General features: G+C 46.4%; 11 protein-coding genes. All 11 read left to right on the forward strand.

Annotated features, from left to right (window positions below; all coding sequences use genetic code 11):
- The first annotated feature begins 96 nt into the window (after positions 1-96).
- The 11 genes from NBH06_RS11225 (at position 97) to NBH06_RS11275 (ending at position 20,834) form a co-directional block, all read left to right on the forward strand.
- Positions 97-3,258, forward strand: a complete 3,162-nt coding sequence (locus NBH06_RS11225) for a SusC/RagA family TonB-linked outer membrane protein (protein WP_250794379.1) — start codon at positions 97-99, stop codon at positions 3,256-3,258.
- 11 nt (positions 3,259-3,269) lie between these two features.
- Positions 3,270-5,078, forward strand: a complete 1,809-nt coding sequence (locus NBH06_RS11230; RefSeq protein WP_250794381.1) for a RagB/SusD family nutrient uptake outer membrane protein — start codon at positions 3,270-3,272, stop codon at positions 5,076-5,078.
- 20 nt (positions 5,079-5,098) lie between these two features.
- Entirely contained in the window at positions 5,099-8,104 is a 3,006-nt protein-coding gene (locus tag NBH06_RS11235; RefSeq protein WP_250794384.1) for a SusC/RagA family TonB-linked outer membrane protein, read from the forward strand.
- A 20-nt stretch (positions 8,105-8,124) separates the two neighbouring features.
- Positions 8,125-9,876, forward strand: a complete 1,752-nt coding sequence (locus tag NBH06_RS11240; RefSeq protein WP_021930388.1) for a RagB/SusD family nutrient uptake outer membrane protein — start codon at positions 8,125-8,127, stop codon at positions 9,874-9,876.
- Positions 9,877-9,931: 55 nt separating this feature from the next.
- The gene (locus NBH06_RS11245) at positions 9,932-11,977 is read left to right on the forward strand and encodes a T9SS type A sorting domain-containing protein (RefSeq protein WP_250794388.1); all 2,046 of its coding nucleotides are present in this window, start codon (positions 9,932-9,934) and stop codon (positions 11,975-11,977) included.
- Between the two features lie 152 nt (positions 11,978-12,129).
- Positions 12,130-13,821 (forward strand): T9SS type A sorting domain-containing protein, encoded by a 1,692-nt coding sequence (locus tag NBH06_RS11250; protein WP_250794390.1) that lies wholly within the window; start codon positions 12,130-12,132, stop codon positions 13,819-13,821.
- 103 nt (positions 13,822-13,924) lie between these two features.
- Positions 13,925-14,125, forward strand: a complete 201-nt coding sequence (locus NBH06_RS11255; protein WP_250794392.1) for a hypothetical protein — start codon at positions 13,925-13,927, stop codon at positions 14,123-14,125.
- 14 nt (positions 14,126-14,139) lie between these two features.
- Entirely contained in the window at positions 14,140-14,304 is a 165-nt protein-coding gene (locus tag NBH06_RS11260) for a glycerophosphodiester phosphodiesterase family protein (RefSeq protein ID WP_082002291.1), read from the forward strand.
- A gap of 211 nt (positions 14,305-14,515) precedes the next feature.
- On the forward strand, positions 14,516-16,957 hold the full coding sequence (locus NBH06_RS11265) for a metallophosphoesterase N-terminal domain-containing protein (RefSeq protein WP_250794394.1): 2,442 nt from the start codon (positions 14,516-14,518) through the stop codon (positions 16,955-16,957).
- Between the two features lie 210 nt (positions 16,958-17,167).
- Positions 17,168-18,148, forward strand: coding sequence for an alkaline phosphatase (locus NBH06_RS11270; RefSeq protein ID WP_350449415.1), 981 nt, complete (start codon positions 17,168-17,170; stop codon positions 18,146-18,148).
- An 88-nt stretch (positions 18,149-18,236) separates the two neighbouring features.
- Positions 18,237-20,834: an endonuclease/exonuclease/phosphatase family protein gene (locus NBH06_RS11275; RefSeq protein WP_250794398.1), complete on the forward strand. Its 2,598-nt coding sequence runs from the start codon at positions 18,237-18,239 to the stop codon at positions 20,832-20,834.
- Positions 20,835-20,969 lie beyond the last annotated feature (135 nt).

The raw sequence follows: 20,969 nt of genomic DNA on the forward strand, positions 1-20,969 counted from the left end.
TTACTTTGTATAGTGGAAACCGAACTAAATTTAATATACATGAGTCTTAACAAATTTCAAATTCCAATAAAAAATCTATGCCGGTTTTTTTTACTGATGGGACTTATATTGTTTGCTCCGGTAATGATATATGCCGAGATAAAAAACGTGAAAGGCATTGTTGTAGATGAATCCGGAGAATCCCTGATTGGAGCTACCGTAAAAGAAAAAGGAACAGCCAATGTTACTGTCACAAATTTCGAAGGAGTATTCAATCTGAAACTGACGACTCCCAAACCCGTGTTGGAAATCACCTACATGGGATATGAAACAGCAACATATCCTGTGAAAACCTCACAAGTAAAAGTGGTCATGAAAGTTGCGGAAAAATTGCTCGATGAGACTGTTGTCGTGGCATACGGTACACAGCGGAAAGTCACCGTGACAGGTTCTGTCGCCTCTATCGGGGCCGACGACATCAAGAAAAGTTCTGCCCCGAATATCACGGCAGCCATTGCCGGACGGCTTCCCGGTCTGACGACCATACAGACCAACGGTGCCCCGGGCAAGGACGAAGTGACGATGTTTTTACGCGGGGCAGCTACGTACAACGATAAGAAACCCTTGATTCTGGTCGACGGTATTCCCCGGGAAAGCATTCGCGAAATAGATGCCAACGAAGTACAGTCGATTACCGTGCTCAAAGACGCCAGTTCTACAGCCGTATTCGGAGTGCGGGGAGCCAATGGAGTTATCCTTGTGACCACCCGGAGAGGTGAGAAAGGGAAAGTCTCCGTACGTCCCTCCCTCTCGTATAGTATGCAGACATTTGCCCGCAAATCTACCCGGCGCAATTCGTGGGATTATGTGCGCTTGCTCAACGAAGCACGCAAAAATGAAGGAGCAGCCCCCGAGTTTGACGAAAAAGACATTGCCAAGTTCGATGCTTGGCGCGATGGTTCGGGGCCCTCTGACCCCGTAGACCGTTATTGGTATCCCAATACCGACTGGCAAAGCATTTACTTCAAAGACTATGCCTCCATGGTGAAAGCCAATGTCGACATATCGGGAGGTTCCGACCGCTTGCAGTACTTTGTAAATGCAGGATATGTATACCAGGGGGGTATGTACAATACCGAACCGAAATCGCAACTGGGATACGACCCCCAGGCGAAGATGAACCGTTATAATTTCCGTTCCAATATCGACTATTCATTCAGCAAATGGATAAAAGCCTCTTTTGACCTCTCCAGTTTTATCGAAAAAGTAAACGGGACGAACGGGGTGGAATCGGCCGTCTGGGGCGACGCGATAACGGCCCGGCCCACATCTCCCGGCCCGCTTACCGTAGCCGGATTCAAAGTACGTGAAAACGGGACCGACTCCGAAGGCAACGTCCTTGTGCACGACGTCAGGCCCGGGCAGGTGGTACACGACCCGGTACAGACCTTGGAATCGGGGTACGGCAATATGAATCGCAGCGGATACAATTTGCAGACACGTTCCGGAGTGAATGCCATAGCGTCGTTGAATGTAGACCTCGGATTTATTACAAAAGGCCTGAGCCTGAAAGGGCTGGCATCGTTCGAGTCGAGGAGCAATAACGTGACCACCGCATTGAAAGGTTTCGTGACCTACAAGTATGAGCGCAAGCCTGCCGGTCTGGACCAGCCGATTTACACCTTCGACGGGGATAATGAGGAGGACGACCCCTTGAGCCTGCACCGCTCCACGACAAGCAACTACTTCCTCAATATGCAGATGCAGCTCAATTACAACCGCACATTCAACAGCAGGCACTATGTAACCGGTATGGTGCTTTTCCAGAGAGATTTGCGCGAGATGGCCAGCGGTGACATCCCTTACAATATGGTGGGACTGTCGGCACGCGGTACATACGCATTCGATAGCCGTTATCTGGCAGAGGTCAATATCGGTTACAACGGGACGGAGCAGTTTGCCCCCTCCAATCGTTTCGGATTTTTCCCGGCATTCTCTTTGGGTTGGGTCATATCGAACGAATCCTTTATGGACAATTTGCGCAATAACGGAATCATCTCCAATTTGAAGCTAAGGGCATCTGTCGGCAAAGTCGGGAATGACGGTCTGGGAAGCACCCGGTTCCTGTATCTGGACAATATCGACCTGCAATACCATACCAGCCATATCCCCTCATTAGGGAACGGAGGCAAAATTTACGAACGGATGGTAGGGAACAAGAACATCCATTGGGAAGTAGCGTGGAAGCAGAACTATGCCGTCGATTTGACGCTTTTCGATGACTTGGACTTGACTTTCGATTACTTTATCGAAGACCGTAGCGACATTCTTATCGAGAGGAATACCGTCCCGGCCATCTCCGGACTTACATCCTCGCAATTGCCGAGAGTGAATATGGGCGAGATAAAGAACAAGGGATACGAAATCACCTTGGACTATAATACAGACATCACCCGTGATTTGAACATCAATTTTGGCGGAAACTTCTCTTATGCAAGAAACAAGGTCATATCGGCCGATGAAGCCGTATTGTCGAGCGACTATGCCTACAGATACCGTGAGACCGGATTCTCTTTGGGGCAGAATTGGGGATACATTATCGACCATACCGTAGACCCTGAGCATGGAAAAGACGGTTCCGGATTCTTCAACAGTAAAGAAGATGTCATCAATAGCGGGCTTACCTATGAGACCGGAGGAGGAATCCCCCAGCCGGGAGACTTTATCTACAAAGACCTGAATGGAGACCATATTATCAATGAGAAAGACATGGCCCCTATCAAGTACTCTTCTCTGGTGCCCCGTATAAGCTACGGCTTCCATATAGGAGCCTCTTACAAAGGATTCGATTTCTCCGTCATGTTCCAAGGCGTAGGACAATACTCCAAATACTATTCGGGACGGGGCATATTTGAAGAAGAAGGCTCCAAATACTATTTGGACATTTGCGACAACCGCTGGAATGAAGAGCGCTATGCCAACGGGGAGAAAATCACGCATCCGCGTTTGGCAAATTCCGGTTCCGTGAGCCATATACAGAATAGTTACTATATAATGGATGCCGCCTATATGCGTCTCAAGAATGCAGAGATAGGATATACCTTCCCCGCACGGCTTACTCGCAAAGCGAAAATGAACCATGTACGCATCTATATCTCCGGTGACAATCTCTGTACGTGGACAGCGCTGCCTACAAAAGCATTCGACCCGGAACAGGCATCGGTAGTAGACTACCCCTTGATGCGGACATTCAATTGTGGAATCAATATTCAATTCTAATATCCCCAGATATGAAAAAGAAACTATTATATACCTGCATTGCGGCCTCTTTTGCACTATCGTTAGGCTCTTGTAGCGATGTGATGGACGTTACACCTGACGGACGTCTCTCTCTCGAAGAAGTATTTGCCAATCCCGATTATACGGCCGCTTATTTTTCCCAGGCATTCGATAATTTGCCTCATAAAATGATGAACTATTATTGGTTCGACAACCTGCCTTCGGCGCTGAGCGATGAGTCTTGGTCATGCGACGATGTGGAAGGGGTCGGCGCCATCAATGCCTATAAAGGGCAGGGCAGTGCCCGTGAAAATCTCTTCGAGACATGTTATAACGAAAACTTCGAATGCCAGTATTGGGAAAGATATTGGAAGTCGATACGCACCATAAATGTCTTTTTACAGAATATCCCTACCGCTGCAGTCAACAGCGAGACAGACCGGTCGAGAATGACGGCCGAGGCACATGTATTGCGGGCTTACTATTACTTGCAGTTGATAAAATGGTATGGAGCGCTTCCCATAATAAAAGTCCCTTTCCCGGACGATGTCGACTACTCGACCGTAAAAAAGAGCTCGGCCGTAGACTGCCTCAAGTTTGTCGTAGAAGATTGCGAGACGGCTATGCTGTGCGAAGACCTGCCGTGGCGTATAGTGAACGACCGGGAATTCAGGCGCCTGACCCGCGCCATGGCTGCAGCTATCCGTTCCCAAGCTGCTCTGTATGCCGCAAGCCCGCTGTATAATACCGGTGGCGAAAATCTCTGGGACTATGCTTACGAGAAAAACAAGGACAGCTATCAGAAGCTGAAAGCCAATGGGTATGAGCTGTACACACAACAACATCATCCGGAAGAATATCTGAATGCCTATGGAGAGTATTTCGCGCAAAATGCCACAGGTGGGGCAAATCCTATCGACCGCGAAACCATTTGGTTGGACATCAAGGACAACTGGGGCATGTGGTGGGTATGGGGCCTGCCTATACAGAGCAATTACAGGGCCGGTTGCGTGCCTTCCCAGGAGTTGGTCGATGCCTATGATATGCTCGAAACTGGGAAACCCGTTCTGGACTTGAAGCAACCCTACCTCGACGAGACACATTTGCAGCCTAACTATACCGAGGGCTCAGGGTACAATCCGGCACGCCCTTACGAAGGCAGAGACCCTCGCTTCTATGCCACGATAATCTATAACGGGGCTTCTATATACGTAGGTAACACCAAATCTGTCGTGCAGACTTATAACGGAGGCAATAGCGAACTTCGCGACAATGACCGCCGGTACACCCGTACCGGTTATTACCTGAACAAATACCGTAACTGGCAAGCCTATTCCGGTCTCTCCGGACAAGACGGCAAGTGGAAGCATTATCGTATGGGAGAAGTATATCTCAATCTGGCCGAAGCCGCCATTGAAGCCGGGCATATAGACGAAGGGCTGGCGCTTATCAACGATATACGGCATCGCGCCGGGTTCGACCCGTCGGTAGACGTCACCGCGACTACCCAGGAGGAAGCCCGCTTGTTGTTGAGGCACGAACGCCAAGTTGAGTTTGCCTTCGAAGAACACCGTTTCTTCGATACAAGAAGATGGACGAGAAACGAAGAAGATCTGGAGAACGAAAAGTTCTGTACCGGTATGAGGGCCAAACGTTCGGGGCTCAAACTGACATACGAACGCTTTATCGTCGGTTCTGACGGTTCGTCGCCCAGCAAGCTTTCCTATAAAGCTAAATGGCATTTCTTGCCGATACCGATTGATGATGTGTCATCATTGGAAGACCAGACCGGAGACCGCTGGCAGAATTATGGTTGGTAACAAGTCTTAAAAATATAATCATGAAAAAAATAAGAAAAATAGTAATGATTGTTGTGGCGGCTTGCTCTCTGGCAGGAGTTGGAGAGGCTGCTTCTCAAACAAAACATCTGGCCGGAGTCGTTCGCGACGAGGCAGGAAACCCCGTTCCCGGAGTATCCGTCAAAATATTGGATTCATGGCAATACGTCATAACCGATTCTGAAGGCAGATTCTATATAAATACCGATAAAGCCGACGGCAAACTCTCTTTTAGCTGTATCGGTTATAAAAACGAGATATTGCCGATAACCGAAAATTCGGATATGGAAGTGAAAATGCTCCCCGATGCCTCATGCAGCGATGAAATGCTCGACATTGCCTTAGACCGTACCGAACCGCGTTTTTCCTACACCGGGTCTATGAGTACCGTGAAGAGCCGAGAGATAGAACTGTGGCAGTCCAAAGGCCTTACCGAAACCCTTCAAGGAAAGCTCGCGGGATATCATGACGGACATATCAGGGGACTCAGTTCGATGAACGGCGAAGCGATATTGATAGTGCTCGACGGAGTGCCGGCGCCAACCCTCGATTTGAATTCGCTCGACCCGAGAAGCATAGAGTCGGTCTCTATACTGAAAGATGCCGCAGCAAAGGCACTCTATGGCCCCCTTGGAGCACAGGGAGTGATATTGGTTACGACCAAGAAAGGCCGTCCCGGGAAAACTCAAGTCAATGTGAATCTGAATTTTGCTCTTGAGATGCCTACTGTAAAGGCCGATATGCTCGACTCTTACCAATACGCTGTTTTACGTAATCAGGCACTGGCCAATGACGGGTTGCAACCCGTTTACAGCCCGGACGACATCACTGCTTTTGCCGATGGTACCGGTATCGACAACGACTGGCGCAAAATTTTTCTGAAAGACATGCGTACCTCGCAACGGTACAATATAGAACTCAACGGAGGAAATGAGAGAGTACGTTATTATGTCAACGGCGGTTATGCCCGTACGGAAGGAATGTATAAAGTAGACTGGAAAGAAAAGTATAATCCCGCCAACTTCGAGAACCGTTTTACACTGGTATCGAATATCGATGTCGACTTGTTCAGCTTTATGACGGCATTCCTCAATACAAATATGAGGATATACCGTAACAATGAAACCCGGGGAGGAGATATTATCAATAAAATTTATACGACCCCCAATACGATAGAAGGGCCTTTGGTCGACGGTAAAATCGTAACCACCGAGAATTTCTCCGATCCTATATATGGTTCTATCAATTATAAAGGAGTAAATCAGGAGACAGCCACGGATGTGAATGCCGATTTCGGGTTGAATCTGGATTTGAGTGCCCTCACCAAAGGACTTTCGCTTAAAGGCATTGTCGGGTACCACTCATATTATACCGGTATCCGGAACGGGGAGTACGACTATGCCCGTTACGTAAGGAATGAAGAAGGGGAACTCGTACTCTTCGGTACCAACGTGGAGAAAGCCTTGAGTTGGTCCAAGAGCGCGTCGACCGTATATTTTATGAATTTTCAAGGAATGCTCGAATATAACCGCACTTTCGGAGCCCATTCGGTCGATGCCTTTTTGAATTATCTGGCCGAAGACCGTCTCGGTGACAGTACCAGTGCCGGATGGTTGCTGCCTTTCCGCCGGATACAATTGGGTGGACATGCAAAATATGGCTACGATGGCCGCTATTTCCTGCAATTCGACTTTACACATGCCGGTTCCGAACAGATGAGGAAAGGCAATCAGTTTCATTTCTCTCCGACAGTTTCCGGTGCCTGGGTGGTATCGAATGAGAAATTTATGAAAAACCAGAGCGTACTGGATTTCTTGAAATTCAGGTTGTCATTCGGGGCTCTTCAGTACGACAACTTGTGGAATTTTTCGAGCCGTTACCTGTATGCCGATGACATCAGAGATATGGGCGGTAGCGGGCTCATAGGCTCTATATTTACCAATTTTCTCGTCACAGAAGGAGCCTTGGGCAATCCGGATATCAAATGGGAAAAGTCGTACCAGCAAAACTATGGCGTAGATATGACTCTCTTCAACTCGTTGAGCCTGTCGGTAGACTATTGGCGTACCCAACAGAGAGGAGTGTTGTGCCAGAGCGACTTGACCCCTGCCCTGAGTGGTTTCACCGGAGACAAACTGCCCTATACGAATGTCGGCAAAGTACAGAATCAGGGAGTAGATATCGAAGTCGGATATAGCAAAAAATGGAATTCCGGGTTTGAAATCGGGGTGACCGGAGACTTCGCTTGGAACAAGAACGAGATAATCGATGCAAACGACCTCAATTATTCCAGTATCGGGTATTATTACCCCTTCCGCAAGACCGGATACAGCATCGGGCAGAAATTCGGTTATCTAATCGATTATTCCAACGGTAACGGCTTTTTCAACAGCCGGCAGGAAATTGCAGACCGTAAACTCGTTTATCAGGGCGTCACACCCCGTGTCGGTGACTTTATCTATCGCGACCTGAACAGTGACGGTCTTATCGACGAGCGAGACAAAGCCCCTCTCGATGGGGTAAAAACCATGCCCAGCTTTATGGCAGGGGCTTCCGTACAGATGAAATATAAAAACTTCGACCTCTATATCCAGTTGCAGGGAGAGACCGGGCGCAATGCCTTTTATGACGGGTTTGGTGTATTCGAAAATCAGGCACAAGGTGTATATCTGGACATACACCGGAATGCCTGGACTCCCGAACGCTATGCCGCCGGGGAAAAAATAGAATATCCGGCATTGACATCGACAACTTCATCGAGCTTGCTGGCCAATGAATTTTTTGTCTCCAAAGCAAATTATCTGCGGCTCAAGAACGTCACTTTAGGGTACTCTTTACCTGATAAAATCGTTAAGAAGATGAAAATGAACCAGTTCCGAATATATATCACAGGGCAAAACCTCCTGTCGATGACCGACCTTAAGTTCAAAGGATTTGATCCTGAGTCCAAGAGCATCGATTCGTTTGTGTACAGGATGTTTAATTTCGGGTTGAATATCAATTTCTAAATAAATATAGGATAAGTAAAATGAAAAGATACAGATTATCATATATTGCACTGGCCGCATGGGCGGTAATCTCATTCGGCTGCACCTCTATCGAAGATTATCCTGACGGAAGACTGGAATTTGACCAGATATTCGAAAATCAGAAACTTCTCGGAGGCTACCTCAACAGTTGTTACGGTGCAATCGGGAATAACATGGGAAACAATTATACAGATAATACGTTTCTGGCTTCGGCAAGCGATGAAGCCCATGACGTAGGCGATGTCACCAATGGAGTGATGTCCCAGTGGTGCAACGGCTTTGTATCGGCATTCTCCAATCCGTTGGGAACTCCGGAAAAGTGGGATTATTATGAACCTATCAGGAAATGCAACATCATAATTGCCCGTATCGCTACCGCTAATATGCACTTGGAAGACCAGCGGGAAAGCTACAAAGGAGAAGCACACGGCCTCAGAGCCTTTTATTATCTCCAGATGATTAAGAATTACGGAGGAGTGCCCATTATCCTCGACGACCCCTCTGCCGAAGGGTACGACTTCTCCAAACTGCGTCGTGCAACGTTCTCCGAGTGTGCCCGGCAGATTATTTCAGACTGTCGTATTTCCATGGAAAATAAGACACTGGGATGGCACTCCGGGTCATCCGATAGTTACCGCTTCCGGTGGAGCAAGGCGATGAGTGCGGCAATAATGTCACAAGCCGCCTTATATGCGGCCAGTCCCCTCAATAACGATGGCACGTTGGATTGGGACGAAGCTGCCCAGATAACGAAAGAAGCGCTGGACCTCTGTCTGGCAAACGGGTATTCCCTGTACAAGGCCGTCCCCTCGGGAGGATTTGCCTCCTTGGCATATACCCCTTACGACATGTATTTCATGACAGCAGCCGATGTAAGGGGAGTAGAAGACCCGGAAACGATAATGACCGGGCGTAACAAACTCACCGTGTGGGAGCATTGCGGATTGCCCGTTACCGAAGGGCAAGTACGGGCAGGCTCATGCCCTTCGCAGGAGCTGGTAGACAGCTATGAGACCATCGACGGAGAGATGCCTATACTCGGATACGAAGACGAAGACCATTTGAGACCCATCATCAATCCGAAAGCCGTGCTGTATGATGAGAATAATCCCTTTGCCAATCGGGACCCGCGCCTGAAAGCGTCGATATACTATAACGGGGCTCCCTTTCAGGTCGGAGGAGACACCTACGTCTGGACATTCGAAGGAGGAAATTGTGCTTTGTCGAGTACGAACCGGAGAAATACACGTACAGGATATTATATGCGTAAGTTCGGAAACCCCACGTCAAACCGTGCCAACGGTAACAATGACGGCTACTTCCGTATATTCCGTCTGGCAGAGTTGTACCTCAATTATGCCGAAGCCTTGAATGAAGCCGAAGCATCTGATATAGCTCCCGATGCCGCTGTAGATGCGGTAAATGCAGTCAGGGACAGAGTAGGGATGCCCGACATTCCGTACGGGCTGGCAAAAGACGAGTTTCGGAAAAGATTACGCAACGAGCGCCGGGTGGAATTTGCCTTTGAAGAACAGCGTTTTTATGACGTGCGTCGTTGGAAAATACTGCATGAGACCGACCGGATTGTCACCGGTATGCGGGTGACGGACGAAGGCAAATACGAACGGTTTGTCGTAAGTCGGCGCAATGCGTATACAGACAAGTTCCTTCGTTTCCCGATACCGGGAGAAGAAGCGATACGCTTGCAGGTACATACCGGGCTCAATTTCCAGAATCCCGGATGGGAATAATCCCTTATAATGTTTCCTTAAAAGTAAAAAAGAACCGGAAAGTAAATATAACAAGATGAGCAAACAAGAAAAAATCATTCTGGCAGGATTGAGCCTGTTGCTGGTGACGTCAACGCTGAAAGCCCAGACATGGGAGACATATCCCGATACATGGGTGGCTGTTGACGAATTGGGGAGAAATGTAGCCCAGTCCGATGAGGGTGTGACACGCGGCAGTATCGACAAGAACTGCACAGTCGGCATGTTTTATTACATCTGGCACGGAATGCATCCGATGGCAGGAAAAGATGTGACGGAACTTCTCAAGGAAAATCCCGATAATCCCGATTGGGGAGCCGAGCAGACCTTCCATTGGGGGAGTAAGCCCTGGTTGGGATACTACACGGCAGGAGACAAATACGTCGTGGCCAAGCACATGCAGATGCTGGTCGATGCAGGAGTAGATTTTCTCTTCCTGGATGCTACCAACAGTTATCATTATCCCACGCGGGTAGAAGTGCTGATGCGCGAGATGGACCGGCGGGAGGCTTTGGGCATGAAAAGCCCGAAACTGGCATTTATGGTACACTCCAACGCTACGGCAACAGCCGAGAATATATACAATACCTTTTATAAGGATAGTAAATATGATAAGTACTGGTTCGAGTATGAGGGTAAACCTCTCTTGCTCGGGAATAAGGCCGAGATATCCCATACCCTGGTGAAAGGATTGGTAGACCGCTTTACCTTCCGTAATTCCTGGGCGTGGATGGGCGGGGCGAATGCCGACGAGTGGGCTTGGCTCGAATATTATCCGCAACGTCCCGGATGGACAAGCGTGTACAACAGTATTTTGGGGACGACGGTGAAGAAGACCGAACAAATCTCGGTCAGCGTAGCCCAGCATGCGACGACCAAAGTGGGGAAGAGCTACCACGGGGGCAAACAGCCGGCATACGACAAATACGGGCTATGCGAAGAAACCCCTTACGGGCTGTATTTCCAAGAACAGTGGAACCACGCCATAGATGTGCATCCGCCCATCGTGATGGTGACCCAGTTCAACGAATGGATAGCCCAGCGGTTTGTGATTCACAATCAGGGAGAATATGGAAACATCCGTCCGGGAGCCACAGCCAAAATCGGGGAGACATACTTCGTCGATGTCTACAACGCCGAGTTCAGCCGCGATTTGGAACCCGGTACACACCCCCTGATACGGGACAACTACTATTTGCAGTTGGTTTCCAATACACGCAAGTACCGGGGAGTAAATAAGATACCGGTGCCCACTGTAAACCTGTCGATAGATATAAACGGGGATTTTTCCCAGTGGGATGCCGAGCCTGTGGAATATCGGGACGATAAAGGCGATGTAGCATACATATCGAGAGACGTGCAGACGGCAGAGACCCTTGAACGGAAATCCAACGACATTGTCATGGCCAAAGTAACCAAAGACGCCGGCAATATCTATTTCTATGTAGAGACGATGGACGATATAAGCGACTTCGAATCATCGAAATACTGGATGCGCCTGCTACTCAACACCGATACTGACTACACGACCGGATGGGGCGGATACGATTATATGGTGTACAAAGATGCCGCTACCGGCAAATATTCGTTGATGAAGAACCGGCAAGACAAATTCCTCTGGGAAACGGTAACCCCTGTGGAATATAAGGTTGTAGGAAACCGGATGCACGTATCTGTACCCAGAGCTGCGTTAGGACTCGCCGGAGACGGGGACATAGACTTCAAATGGGCCGATAATATCACCGATAACGACCCCGACATCATGACATTTATATCGGACGGGGATGTCGCACCCAACGGACGTTTCAACTATCGTTACAAAGGGGCTTCCTTGCCCTCTGCGGTAAGCCGTGTCGAGAAAGACGATACAAATTTCACAATAACCTGTACCGACGGGAATGTGGCATTCTCCTACAATGATTCTGCCGAAGTATCCATTCAGGTTTTCGATATTATGGGGCGTATGATGAAGTCGATAGAAGAGCCCGGACACGGTGCACGGATGATGTTGGACGATGGAGTATATATGACCCGGTATTCCCTTGATGGCAGGTCGGGTACGCAGAAATTCGTAGTAAGGTAAACTGGTAGCCCGCATTCCTTGAACCCCTTTTCGGCAAAAAAATGCAGAGCCTTTTGCGGAACAGGGGGCGGGAGTGTGGTACCGGACAAAGGAAAATGGCATATAAAAAAAGAGATATGTAATATTTATTATTCACTTAAATCAAAACAATTATGAAATTGAAGTTATTACATTTGGTATTGTGTTGCTTGTTAGCAACAAGTGCGTTTGCACATAGAGACGACTATTTCAGGTTCACAATGGGAGACAATCCTGCAAATGACGGTTGGACGATAACCGGAGGAACGGGAGAAGCTCTTGATGGTCTGTATGTAGTGATGGCAGATGCCTCCGGAACTGTGACTTGGACTCGTGACCTGAAGTCGCAACCCGGGGAGAAAAATCAGCCTTACGTGTCGCAGGCAATATTGAAGTTCATCAGTGGAACCGACACAGGAGGGGAAGCCCATGTCGTACCTAAAGTTATTTTGAAAGACGAAGAAGGAAATGCCTTGAAAACATTTGTTTTCGAAACGGCGCCTGATAATTTGGAATTGCAAGTTTGCGATACGGCAAAAGTAGAGATGACAGAAGAATTGACGAAAGAAATCAGATATATCGATGTCACATTCGAAAACATGAAAGAAGGAGAAATGGTATCATTCAACTATATCGATTTGATATCCGATTGGTTCATGCCCGAATTGAGAATGAACGATACTATCTATATCCAGGCAGAAGACTACGACGAGTTCTGGATAAACAACCGTAAAGCCTATTCTCCCATAGGCGGAGGGGCCAACAGTTATCGGAACGATGACGCCGATTTGTATGTTGCCTTCCAAGATGACGGAGCTTTCTTCCAGTCGTGGACTTTGGGGCATGGGCACAAAGACAACTGGTATGGAATGGCTGTAAAGAACATGACTCCCAGCGGAAGCGATTGGATGACTTATAAAGGGGATTACGTAGATGGGACTTCCAATATAATAACAGCCGAAAGCGCAAAGAAAAACTGGGGTGCCTGGTTGGAATATACATTTGACGTACCCGAAGATTGCGTGGCCGATATATCTTTGAAGATAGGTACTCATTGGCTTGTATATTCTCAAGTCGGAGGTGTGGGAACCGGTAATTTCGGTAAATCTCGTGAAGAAGGAGGATATGTAGTAGAAGGCATGGCCGAAGACTGGGTAAAGAAATATTGTGCAACGGTAGTGACTTCTCTCGATGGTAACAACCTGACCACCAACTGGAGTTCATATCCGAAACTTAATGGACATTCGCAACTGGAATATGCAGCTTTGGCAAGCGACCCTTACAGCGGATGGACGAGCACGCAAGTACTTAAAGACGGCAATCTGGTAAACAGCGATACTCTGTTTATATACCCGAATCCTCGTTCGGGTGACCCCGACAATGGCAATCCGATGGTTGTATGGTCTACCTATTACAAGAGCGAACTGTATAAGGAACTTGCACAGATAACCGGAGATGAATCACTCAATGCCTATATAAAACCCGACTATGCGGATGTTCCCCTGACCAAAGGACGTCACACCTTGAAAGTACAGTCGTTGGCACCAATGATGCATTTCGATGAAATAAGGATTACAGCGAAAAAAGGTACCGTAGGGATCGAAAAATCGATTGCAGAAGACACTGAAAAACTCGTCGTATATCCCTCTCCGGCAACGGACGTTTTACATATCAAAGGAATCGAAAGCAATTATGCCATCATCGATTTGAGAAGTGGTGCAACCGTTATCGAAGGCTTTGGAAATACCGTAGATGTATCCGGTCTGAGCGCAGGAGTATATGCTGTCAGAGTAGGAACACAGACCCAAAGTTTTATCAAAAAATAATTGAGTAAAACACCTTTTAAAAGTCGGAGTTTCCTGTTGCAGTAATGACAGGAGCTCCGGCTTGTATTATAAATATCCGGAAAACAGATATAAGGACAAACCTATGAAGTTCATCAGAATATTCGCACTCTTGCCGTTCTTAGGAGTTGTGTCGATAATGAATATATCGGCACGCAGTCTCAGCAGCGATTTGAAGACCTTGGCGCAAAACAGCCGGTACAAGATGATGCTCTGTGCCCATCGCGGGAACACTGCCGCCGGATTTGAAAACAACGTACCCGAGAGGCTCTCGAATGGGCGGTAGCGAAAGGCATCGATATGATAGAGATAGATGCCCGTGTGACAAAAGACAGCGTTATTGTAAACTTTCACGACCCTTATATCGATGCTACTACCAACGGCACAGGTGTGTTGGGAGCTATGACTTACAATGATAGTAGTACCTTTGTGGCGGTTAAAACGTCATATGATTTTAGCTATTAAGAAGTTAGTTAGACTATAGAATAATCGTTAAATAAAAACAAATATTGTAAAGAAGATAAGCAGGATATAAATTATATCTCGCCTGAGGTTCAAATAATTGTAGTTGAGGTTGAAAAAGGATTTGCGCAATCCTCTCGTATAGACGGAATTTTTGAAGATAATGCAGAAAATGATTTCTGGACAATTAAATTAATAACAGATCACTATATCAATGAAAATAACGAGACATATAACCACGATGTTGTTCAAGGCAACTATTTCTTTGTTAACACTGGCATTTGTAGCTTGTAAAAGCGAAATAGAGGCTTCATTAACTGATACTGATACATTAGAATTTGGAGTCAATCTAATAATGTTGCCTGACACGAGAACACACTTAGGTGATAAGACAGATAATCATTACGAGTTGCTTTGGTCAGCAGGAGACAAAATATCCGTAAATGGATATCAATCAGAAGAGGTGCCAAACGAATATGTAAATTCTGTGAATGCTACTTTTACAGTCCCAAATATGCAGCCAGCCTCTTCATATAGCGTGGTTTATCCGTCTTCAGTTGTGGATAGTGAAGATTATACAAAAATACATCTTCCTTTTACCTATTGCCACACAGAAACAGGTATTCCTGCTGGTTCATCAGTTGCAGTTGCTAAAACATCCGATTCTCAGTATATACACCTAAAACATATTTGTGGCTTCCTGAGAGTTACTATCAATGACAATGAGAATTCATCATACCCTAAGGTTATGCTTTCCATACCGGGAGCAGCATTAGCTGGCGAATTTGAGGTAAATTACGAATCTGCAAGCATTACACCAATTGAAGGCCTTAACCAAATCTCCATTTCTGATGTAATTATTAAAGATGGCAAGGCAGAAATTGTATTCCCTTTACCAGCAGGCGAATATTCTGACCTTGTGGTACATGTATACGATGGGAACAAATGTCTAAGAAAGGTTGTGAAAAAAATGACTATCCAGTCGGGAAGGATTTTAAATGTACCGGCTGTTGACTATAACACCTTAGAACAAGAAACCTACACCGGTCAAGGCAAGGTTCTTGATGCAACTACAGGAAAAGGCATTGCAGGAATTTCTGTATCTGATGGTTACACTGTAACTAAAACTGATGCGAATGGCGTATATCGAATTCCATTGCATTCAGATGCGCGTTTTATTTACTATTCAACCCCATCAGGATATAATATAAACTTAACTCAATCAAAGACTCCTGATTTCTACAGTAAAATTGCAGATCCAACCCAGGTAAATATTGCCGATTTCCATCTTACACCCTCTGATAATGGAGATAATTTTACTTTGATAGGTGTGGGCGACCCTCAATGTTCAAGTAATTCAGAGCTAAACCGTTACACTACCGAAACAATAGCTGATATCGTTTCAACAACAAGAAATGCTGGTTACAAAAATGTGGTTGCTGTCACGTTAGGTGACGTTACGTTCGACTCGAATAATCTATATGAAAGCCTAAAAAACTCTATGTCAAATGTAGCTATATCAGGCAATGATTATATCCCATTCTTTCAGACTATTGGCAATCATGATCATGATGGTTTGAGCCAGACTGACCCGACAGGACTCTTCCAAAGCCATTTCGGTCCGACTGATTATTCCTTTAATGTAGGTAAGGCTCATATAGTCGTTATGGATAATGTGTATGAAACTTCTATATCATCAACCTCAAAGCCGAATGGCAAGAAATGGGACTATCAGGCTGGATACACCGAACAACAATACAATTGGTTGAAAGCAGACTTAAGCAATGTGGAAAATCCACAGGAGAAATTATTAATATTTTGTGGACATATTCCTTTTAGAGCAGGAGGTTCTAATAACGGTTCCAATGTTAACACTGATAAATTTTACTCTGAAGTGCTGTCCTTGATGACTCAGTTTAATGAAGCTCATATCATGATAGGGCATACGCATTACTCACAAAACTGGATTCATGCTAACTATAAATGTCAGAATGGTAAGCCTGTTTATGAACACATCCATGGTGCTGCCTCTGGAGCTTGGTGGTCAACCTATAATACGGACAAGTTCGGAGGTCCATCAGGATATTCAATCTACTCCATTGAAGGAAATTCCATTGTGGATTGGACTGCCAAAGGAACAGGTAGACCTGCTGGCTACCAAATGAGAGTGTTTGATGGCAATAAAATGCTTACAGGAACGAAAGGCTACAAGCTCAACTGGTATACAACCTCTACACTTTCTTTGACAGACGAATGTAAGATTAAAGGTAACGAAAATCTTCAGAATGCATTTGTAGTTCAGATTTGGGATGATGATTCTGATAACTGGAAAGTAGAGTTGAGACAGAATGACGCAAAGGTAGGCGACTTCACAAGGCTTGCTGATAAGTCTTGTTCCAATGTTTGGGCTTCTTCGTTCTTTTATAATGAAGCGAATAAAAAGACAGATACATATTGCGGGACTACTGCCAGTCACTATTGGTATTTTAAGCCAAGCAATAATGTTAAACCGTCTGAGATGGACAACTGGAGTGTAGTGGCTACATTTACTAACCCATATAGTGGGAAGGTAAAACAATACAAGTGTGATGCTTTCACAACGGACTATTCTTCTTTGAAACAACAAATAGGCGAAAATCAACAATTAACATATTAATGCTAAATGAATGAAAATCGACTATTTAAAATGGGTGTAAGGGGTAATAATATCTCCCTATGTATATAAAAACATCAGATACACGATGTATAACCATTATCACAATAATTAAAAAATTGTACAATATGAAAAGAACATTTCTATTCGTAGCATTACTATTGATATTTTCAGGGGCGGCATTAGCCAAAAAAAGGCCCTAAAAATATTATTATCATGATAGGCGACGGCATGGGAATAAATCAGGTACAGGCTGCATATACCTCTAATGGAGGCTATCTGAATATGACCGACCGCTGCCCCTACTCAGGATTGAGGCGTACAAATTCGGCAAGCGACTACATTACCGACTCGGCAGCCGGAGGTACAGCCATAGCAACAGGAGTAAAGACCAAGAACAATATGGTAGGCATGTCCCCCGATACAGTACCTTTGAACTCTATCATACGTTTGGCGACACTCAAGGGCCTCTCTACCGGAGTCATTGCCACCCACTCCGTGACAGACGCGACACCGGCATCATTTGTCGCACATCGGCCCCACCGGTTTATGCACGAGGAGATAGCCGCCGATTATCTGGCAAGCGACATTACTCTTTTTATCGGAGGCGGAAAAATGCACTTTGAAAAAAGAAAAGACGGGCGCGACATCTCTGAAGAACTCCGGGCAAAAGGATATGAAATAGTATATTCATTGGAAGAGGCCCGGAAAACAACCGGGGACAAATTAGGGGCTTTAATAGCCGAAGACGCAGTAGAGCCTGCCTCTCGGCGCGACCCTGACCTGCTGGCAGATGCCACACAATTGGCTATCGACAAGTTGAGCAGTAACAAGAAAGGGTTCGTGCTTATGGTAGAAGGGTCGCAGATAGACAAAGGCGGGCACAAGAATGACCAGAACTATATGATTAGCGAAACATTGGACTTTGACAGGGCAGTAGGCAAAGCACTCGACTTTGCCCAAAAAGATAAAAATACGCTTGTCCTGATTACCGCCGACCACGAAACAGGAGGAGTAACCGTTGCCGAAGGACACTATGGCAAGAAAAAAGTGGTCGTAAAATTCAATACCGGATGGCATACCGCATCGCCTGTGCCCTTTTTCGCTTACGGGCCCGGAGCAGAACTCTTCTCCGGATTCAAAGACAATACAGCATCCTTTTACCTGATGAAGGACTTATTGAAGTTAAAATAAATACGCGCGTGCCTCCCTCTCCTGGAAAAGCAGCAGAATGCCGTGCCGGAAAAGAAAAAAAACGAATTATATCATGAACAGGAAAAAGATGAGAACGAAAAAATATATCACCGTTATACCCCATGCGCCATTCATTACTATGGTGGCACTGCTCTTGTTGTGTACAGGAGCTGCAAAAGCAAAAGATTACCATATGGGGACATACAATATCCGTTGCATAAACGCTACCTTGACCGGTCTGCGGGACTGGGACAACCGGAAAGAATACGTTGCCAAAATCATTACAGACAACCGCTTCGACGTCATCGGATTACAGGAAATCGCCAATGACGACCAGGAAAACGACCTCCGGCAATTATTACCTGAATATTCGATGGTTACCTGGGGGCGTGAAAGTGCCGAGAAGAACGAAGGAGAACGGTTGGCAGTAGCTTTTAAAACCTCTGATTTTAACCTTCTGGACTGGGGGTATTATTTCCTGACTCCCGACCCGAAGGTGCCCGGACTGGCTTGGGACGCTGGATGTAAGCGGATATCTGTTTGGGCAAAACTTCAGGATAAGGACACCGGAGAGATATTTTTCTACTGCTCCACCCATTTGGACAATGACGGGGTTATTGCCCGTAAAGAAGGCACACGCATCAATGTAGAGATGATGAATAAGCTGGCAGGAGACTACCCCGTGTTTATCGTGGGTGACCTCAATGCCAAAGCTTCTGAAAAAGGCGTACATGCCGTGATGGGAGCCTACTATGACGACAGCCGGCTCACGAGTGGCCTTGACCTCTCGGCTTCGGGGCCCGAAGGAACATATTCGGGGTGGAACCCCGGGCGGTCAGATAACAAACGCATCGACTATGTGTACAGTCGGCATGCCGATGTAAAAAGCTATAAAGTTATTACAGAAGATTATGGAAGAGGGGAGACACCGTCCGACCACTTTTGCGTAATAGTCTCCTTGACACTGAGGCAACCCGCTCTGCCGCAAAACATATATGTCTGCGGAGAAGAAGGAGACGATAATGGAGACGGTACTCTTCAGTCTCCCTTTAAGACTATCGGCAAAGCGATAAGTATGGCAAGCTCCTGTGACACGTTGAGAATTACCGAAGGCCGTTACCTGACGGAAAACCGGGAAAATATCGACCGGACAAAATACCTCAAAGTCAAGAGAACACTATGTATTATCGGAGGGTACGATAAGAAATTTGAGAAAATTACCGGATATACGACGATAGACGGAGACTTCAACGGAAATGACCGGTACGACGATGAAGGGAAAGTCATCGGGGGGAATGAAGACAATTGCAAACTGCTTGTGTACGTATACAGTCCCGCGCTTCTGCATATCGAAAATGTTAAGATATGCAATGCCTTCCTCGATGATAATACCGTGACAAGAGGAGCCGGAATTTATAGCATCGGAGCCGGAATCAAAATGAAAAACGTGATTTTTATGAATAACATCTCAAAGGCATCCGGCGGAGCTGTCAAGGCGACGACCGACATAGATGCGGAAAACTGCACGTTCTTCAACAACCGGGCAGCATCGGGAGGAGCAGTTTATGTATCGGCTAAAAACTGGTCGGCGACATTGCGGAATTGTCATTTTGAAGCAAATGTCGCAGAGTCGGGGAGTGCCTTGCATATAGACAAGAATAGGACCCTTTATGCCCGGGGGAACAGTTTTATCGGCAATCATTCATCCCGGTACGGTTGCATATCCGTAATCGGAGAAGCGATAAGCAGTAAGTTTACATTCGTCAACAATACATTCGCTGGCAATGCCCTTGCATTTGAAGGTGAAGTCGGGGACGATATTCCGGGAGGAAGTGCCATATACTTCCGTGCCGGAACGGATGGGAAAATTTCGTTGGTGAACAATACCATTGCCGGAAATTTCTGTGAAAGTGCAGGAAACGCCTCCGGCTTCAAAGGTGCGGCAGTACAATTGGTTTCGGGCTGGGTCTTTATGTATAACAATATAGTAGCCGGAAATCACTCGACAGGCGGTATCGGTGATATATGCTACGAAAGTGCCGGTATAAAGAACTGTATGGGGAAGCACAACCTGTACACATCGGCCGACAATATCGTGATGAAACAATCCGGTACGGATATAATGGCAGCAGACTATGGCACGGGACTTTCTTGGTTGGCGCAGACCCTGGATGGGACGGTATCGGGCGACCGGTTCGAAGCCAGTCCCAAAAATGAAGGAAACGGAACCTATACGGTCGGGGTATTGAATCCGCAATATGGGACTACACCGATAAATAACCTGGCAAAAAGAGATTTGAACGAATACTATATGACCATGACCGATTTAGATGGCGGTCTCAGAGACGAAGCCCCCTTCACGCTTTTGGAGCAAGACCAGACAGGGCGTCCGCGAGACATGGAAGGGCACGCCACAATAGGAGCATACGAATATATCGGGACAATCGGTATCTGCGACCGGGCAGTTTCGGAAGCAAGAGCATACTACTTCGACGGACAAGTACGGTTTGCCGAGAAAATTGCCGGAGATTACAAAATATATGATGCAGAAGGCAAGTTAATACAAGCAGGACGGGTCGAAGACGATAAAATACCGGTTGTTGTGGGAAAATCACGAGGCATTTGCCTTTGTATCGTGAAAACAGAAGCCGGATATCGGTTTTGTAAATTTTTAAGACAAGAGTAGATAGGTTAGATAGGTGTATAAAGTTGTGTTTCTTTAAGAGCCGGTCTGGGTTTTCCAATTAAGGAAATATTATCAGGTCATTTTCTTCCGCTTTTTTCCCAGTTTTCTCTCGTCAGATAGCCCGCTATCATCCCC

The sequence above is a fragment of the Barnesiella sp. B2-R-119 genome (assembly GCF_023656675.1).
Taxonomy (GTDB): Bacteria; Bacteroidota; Bacteroidia; order Bacteroidales; family Barnesiellaceae; genus Barnesiella; species Barnesiella intestinihominis.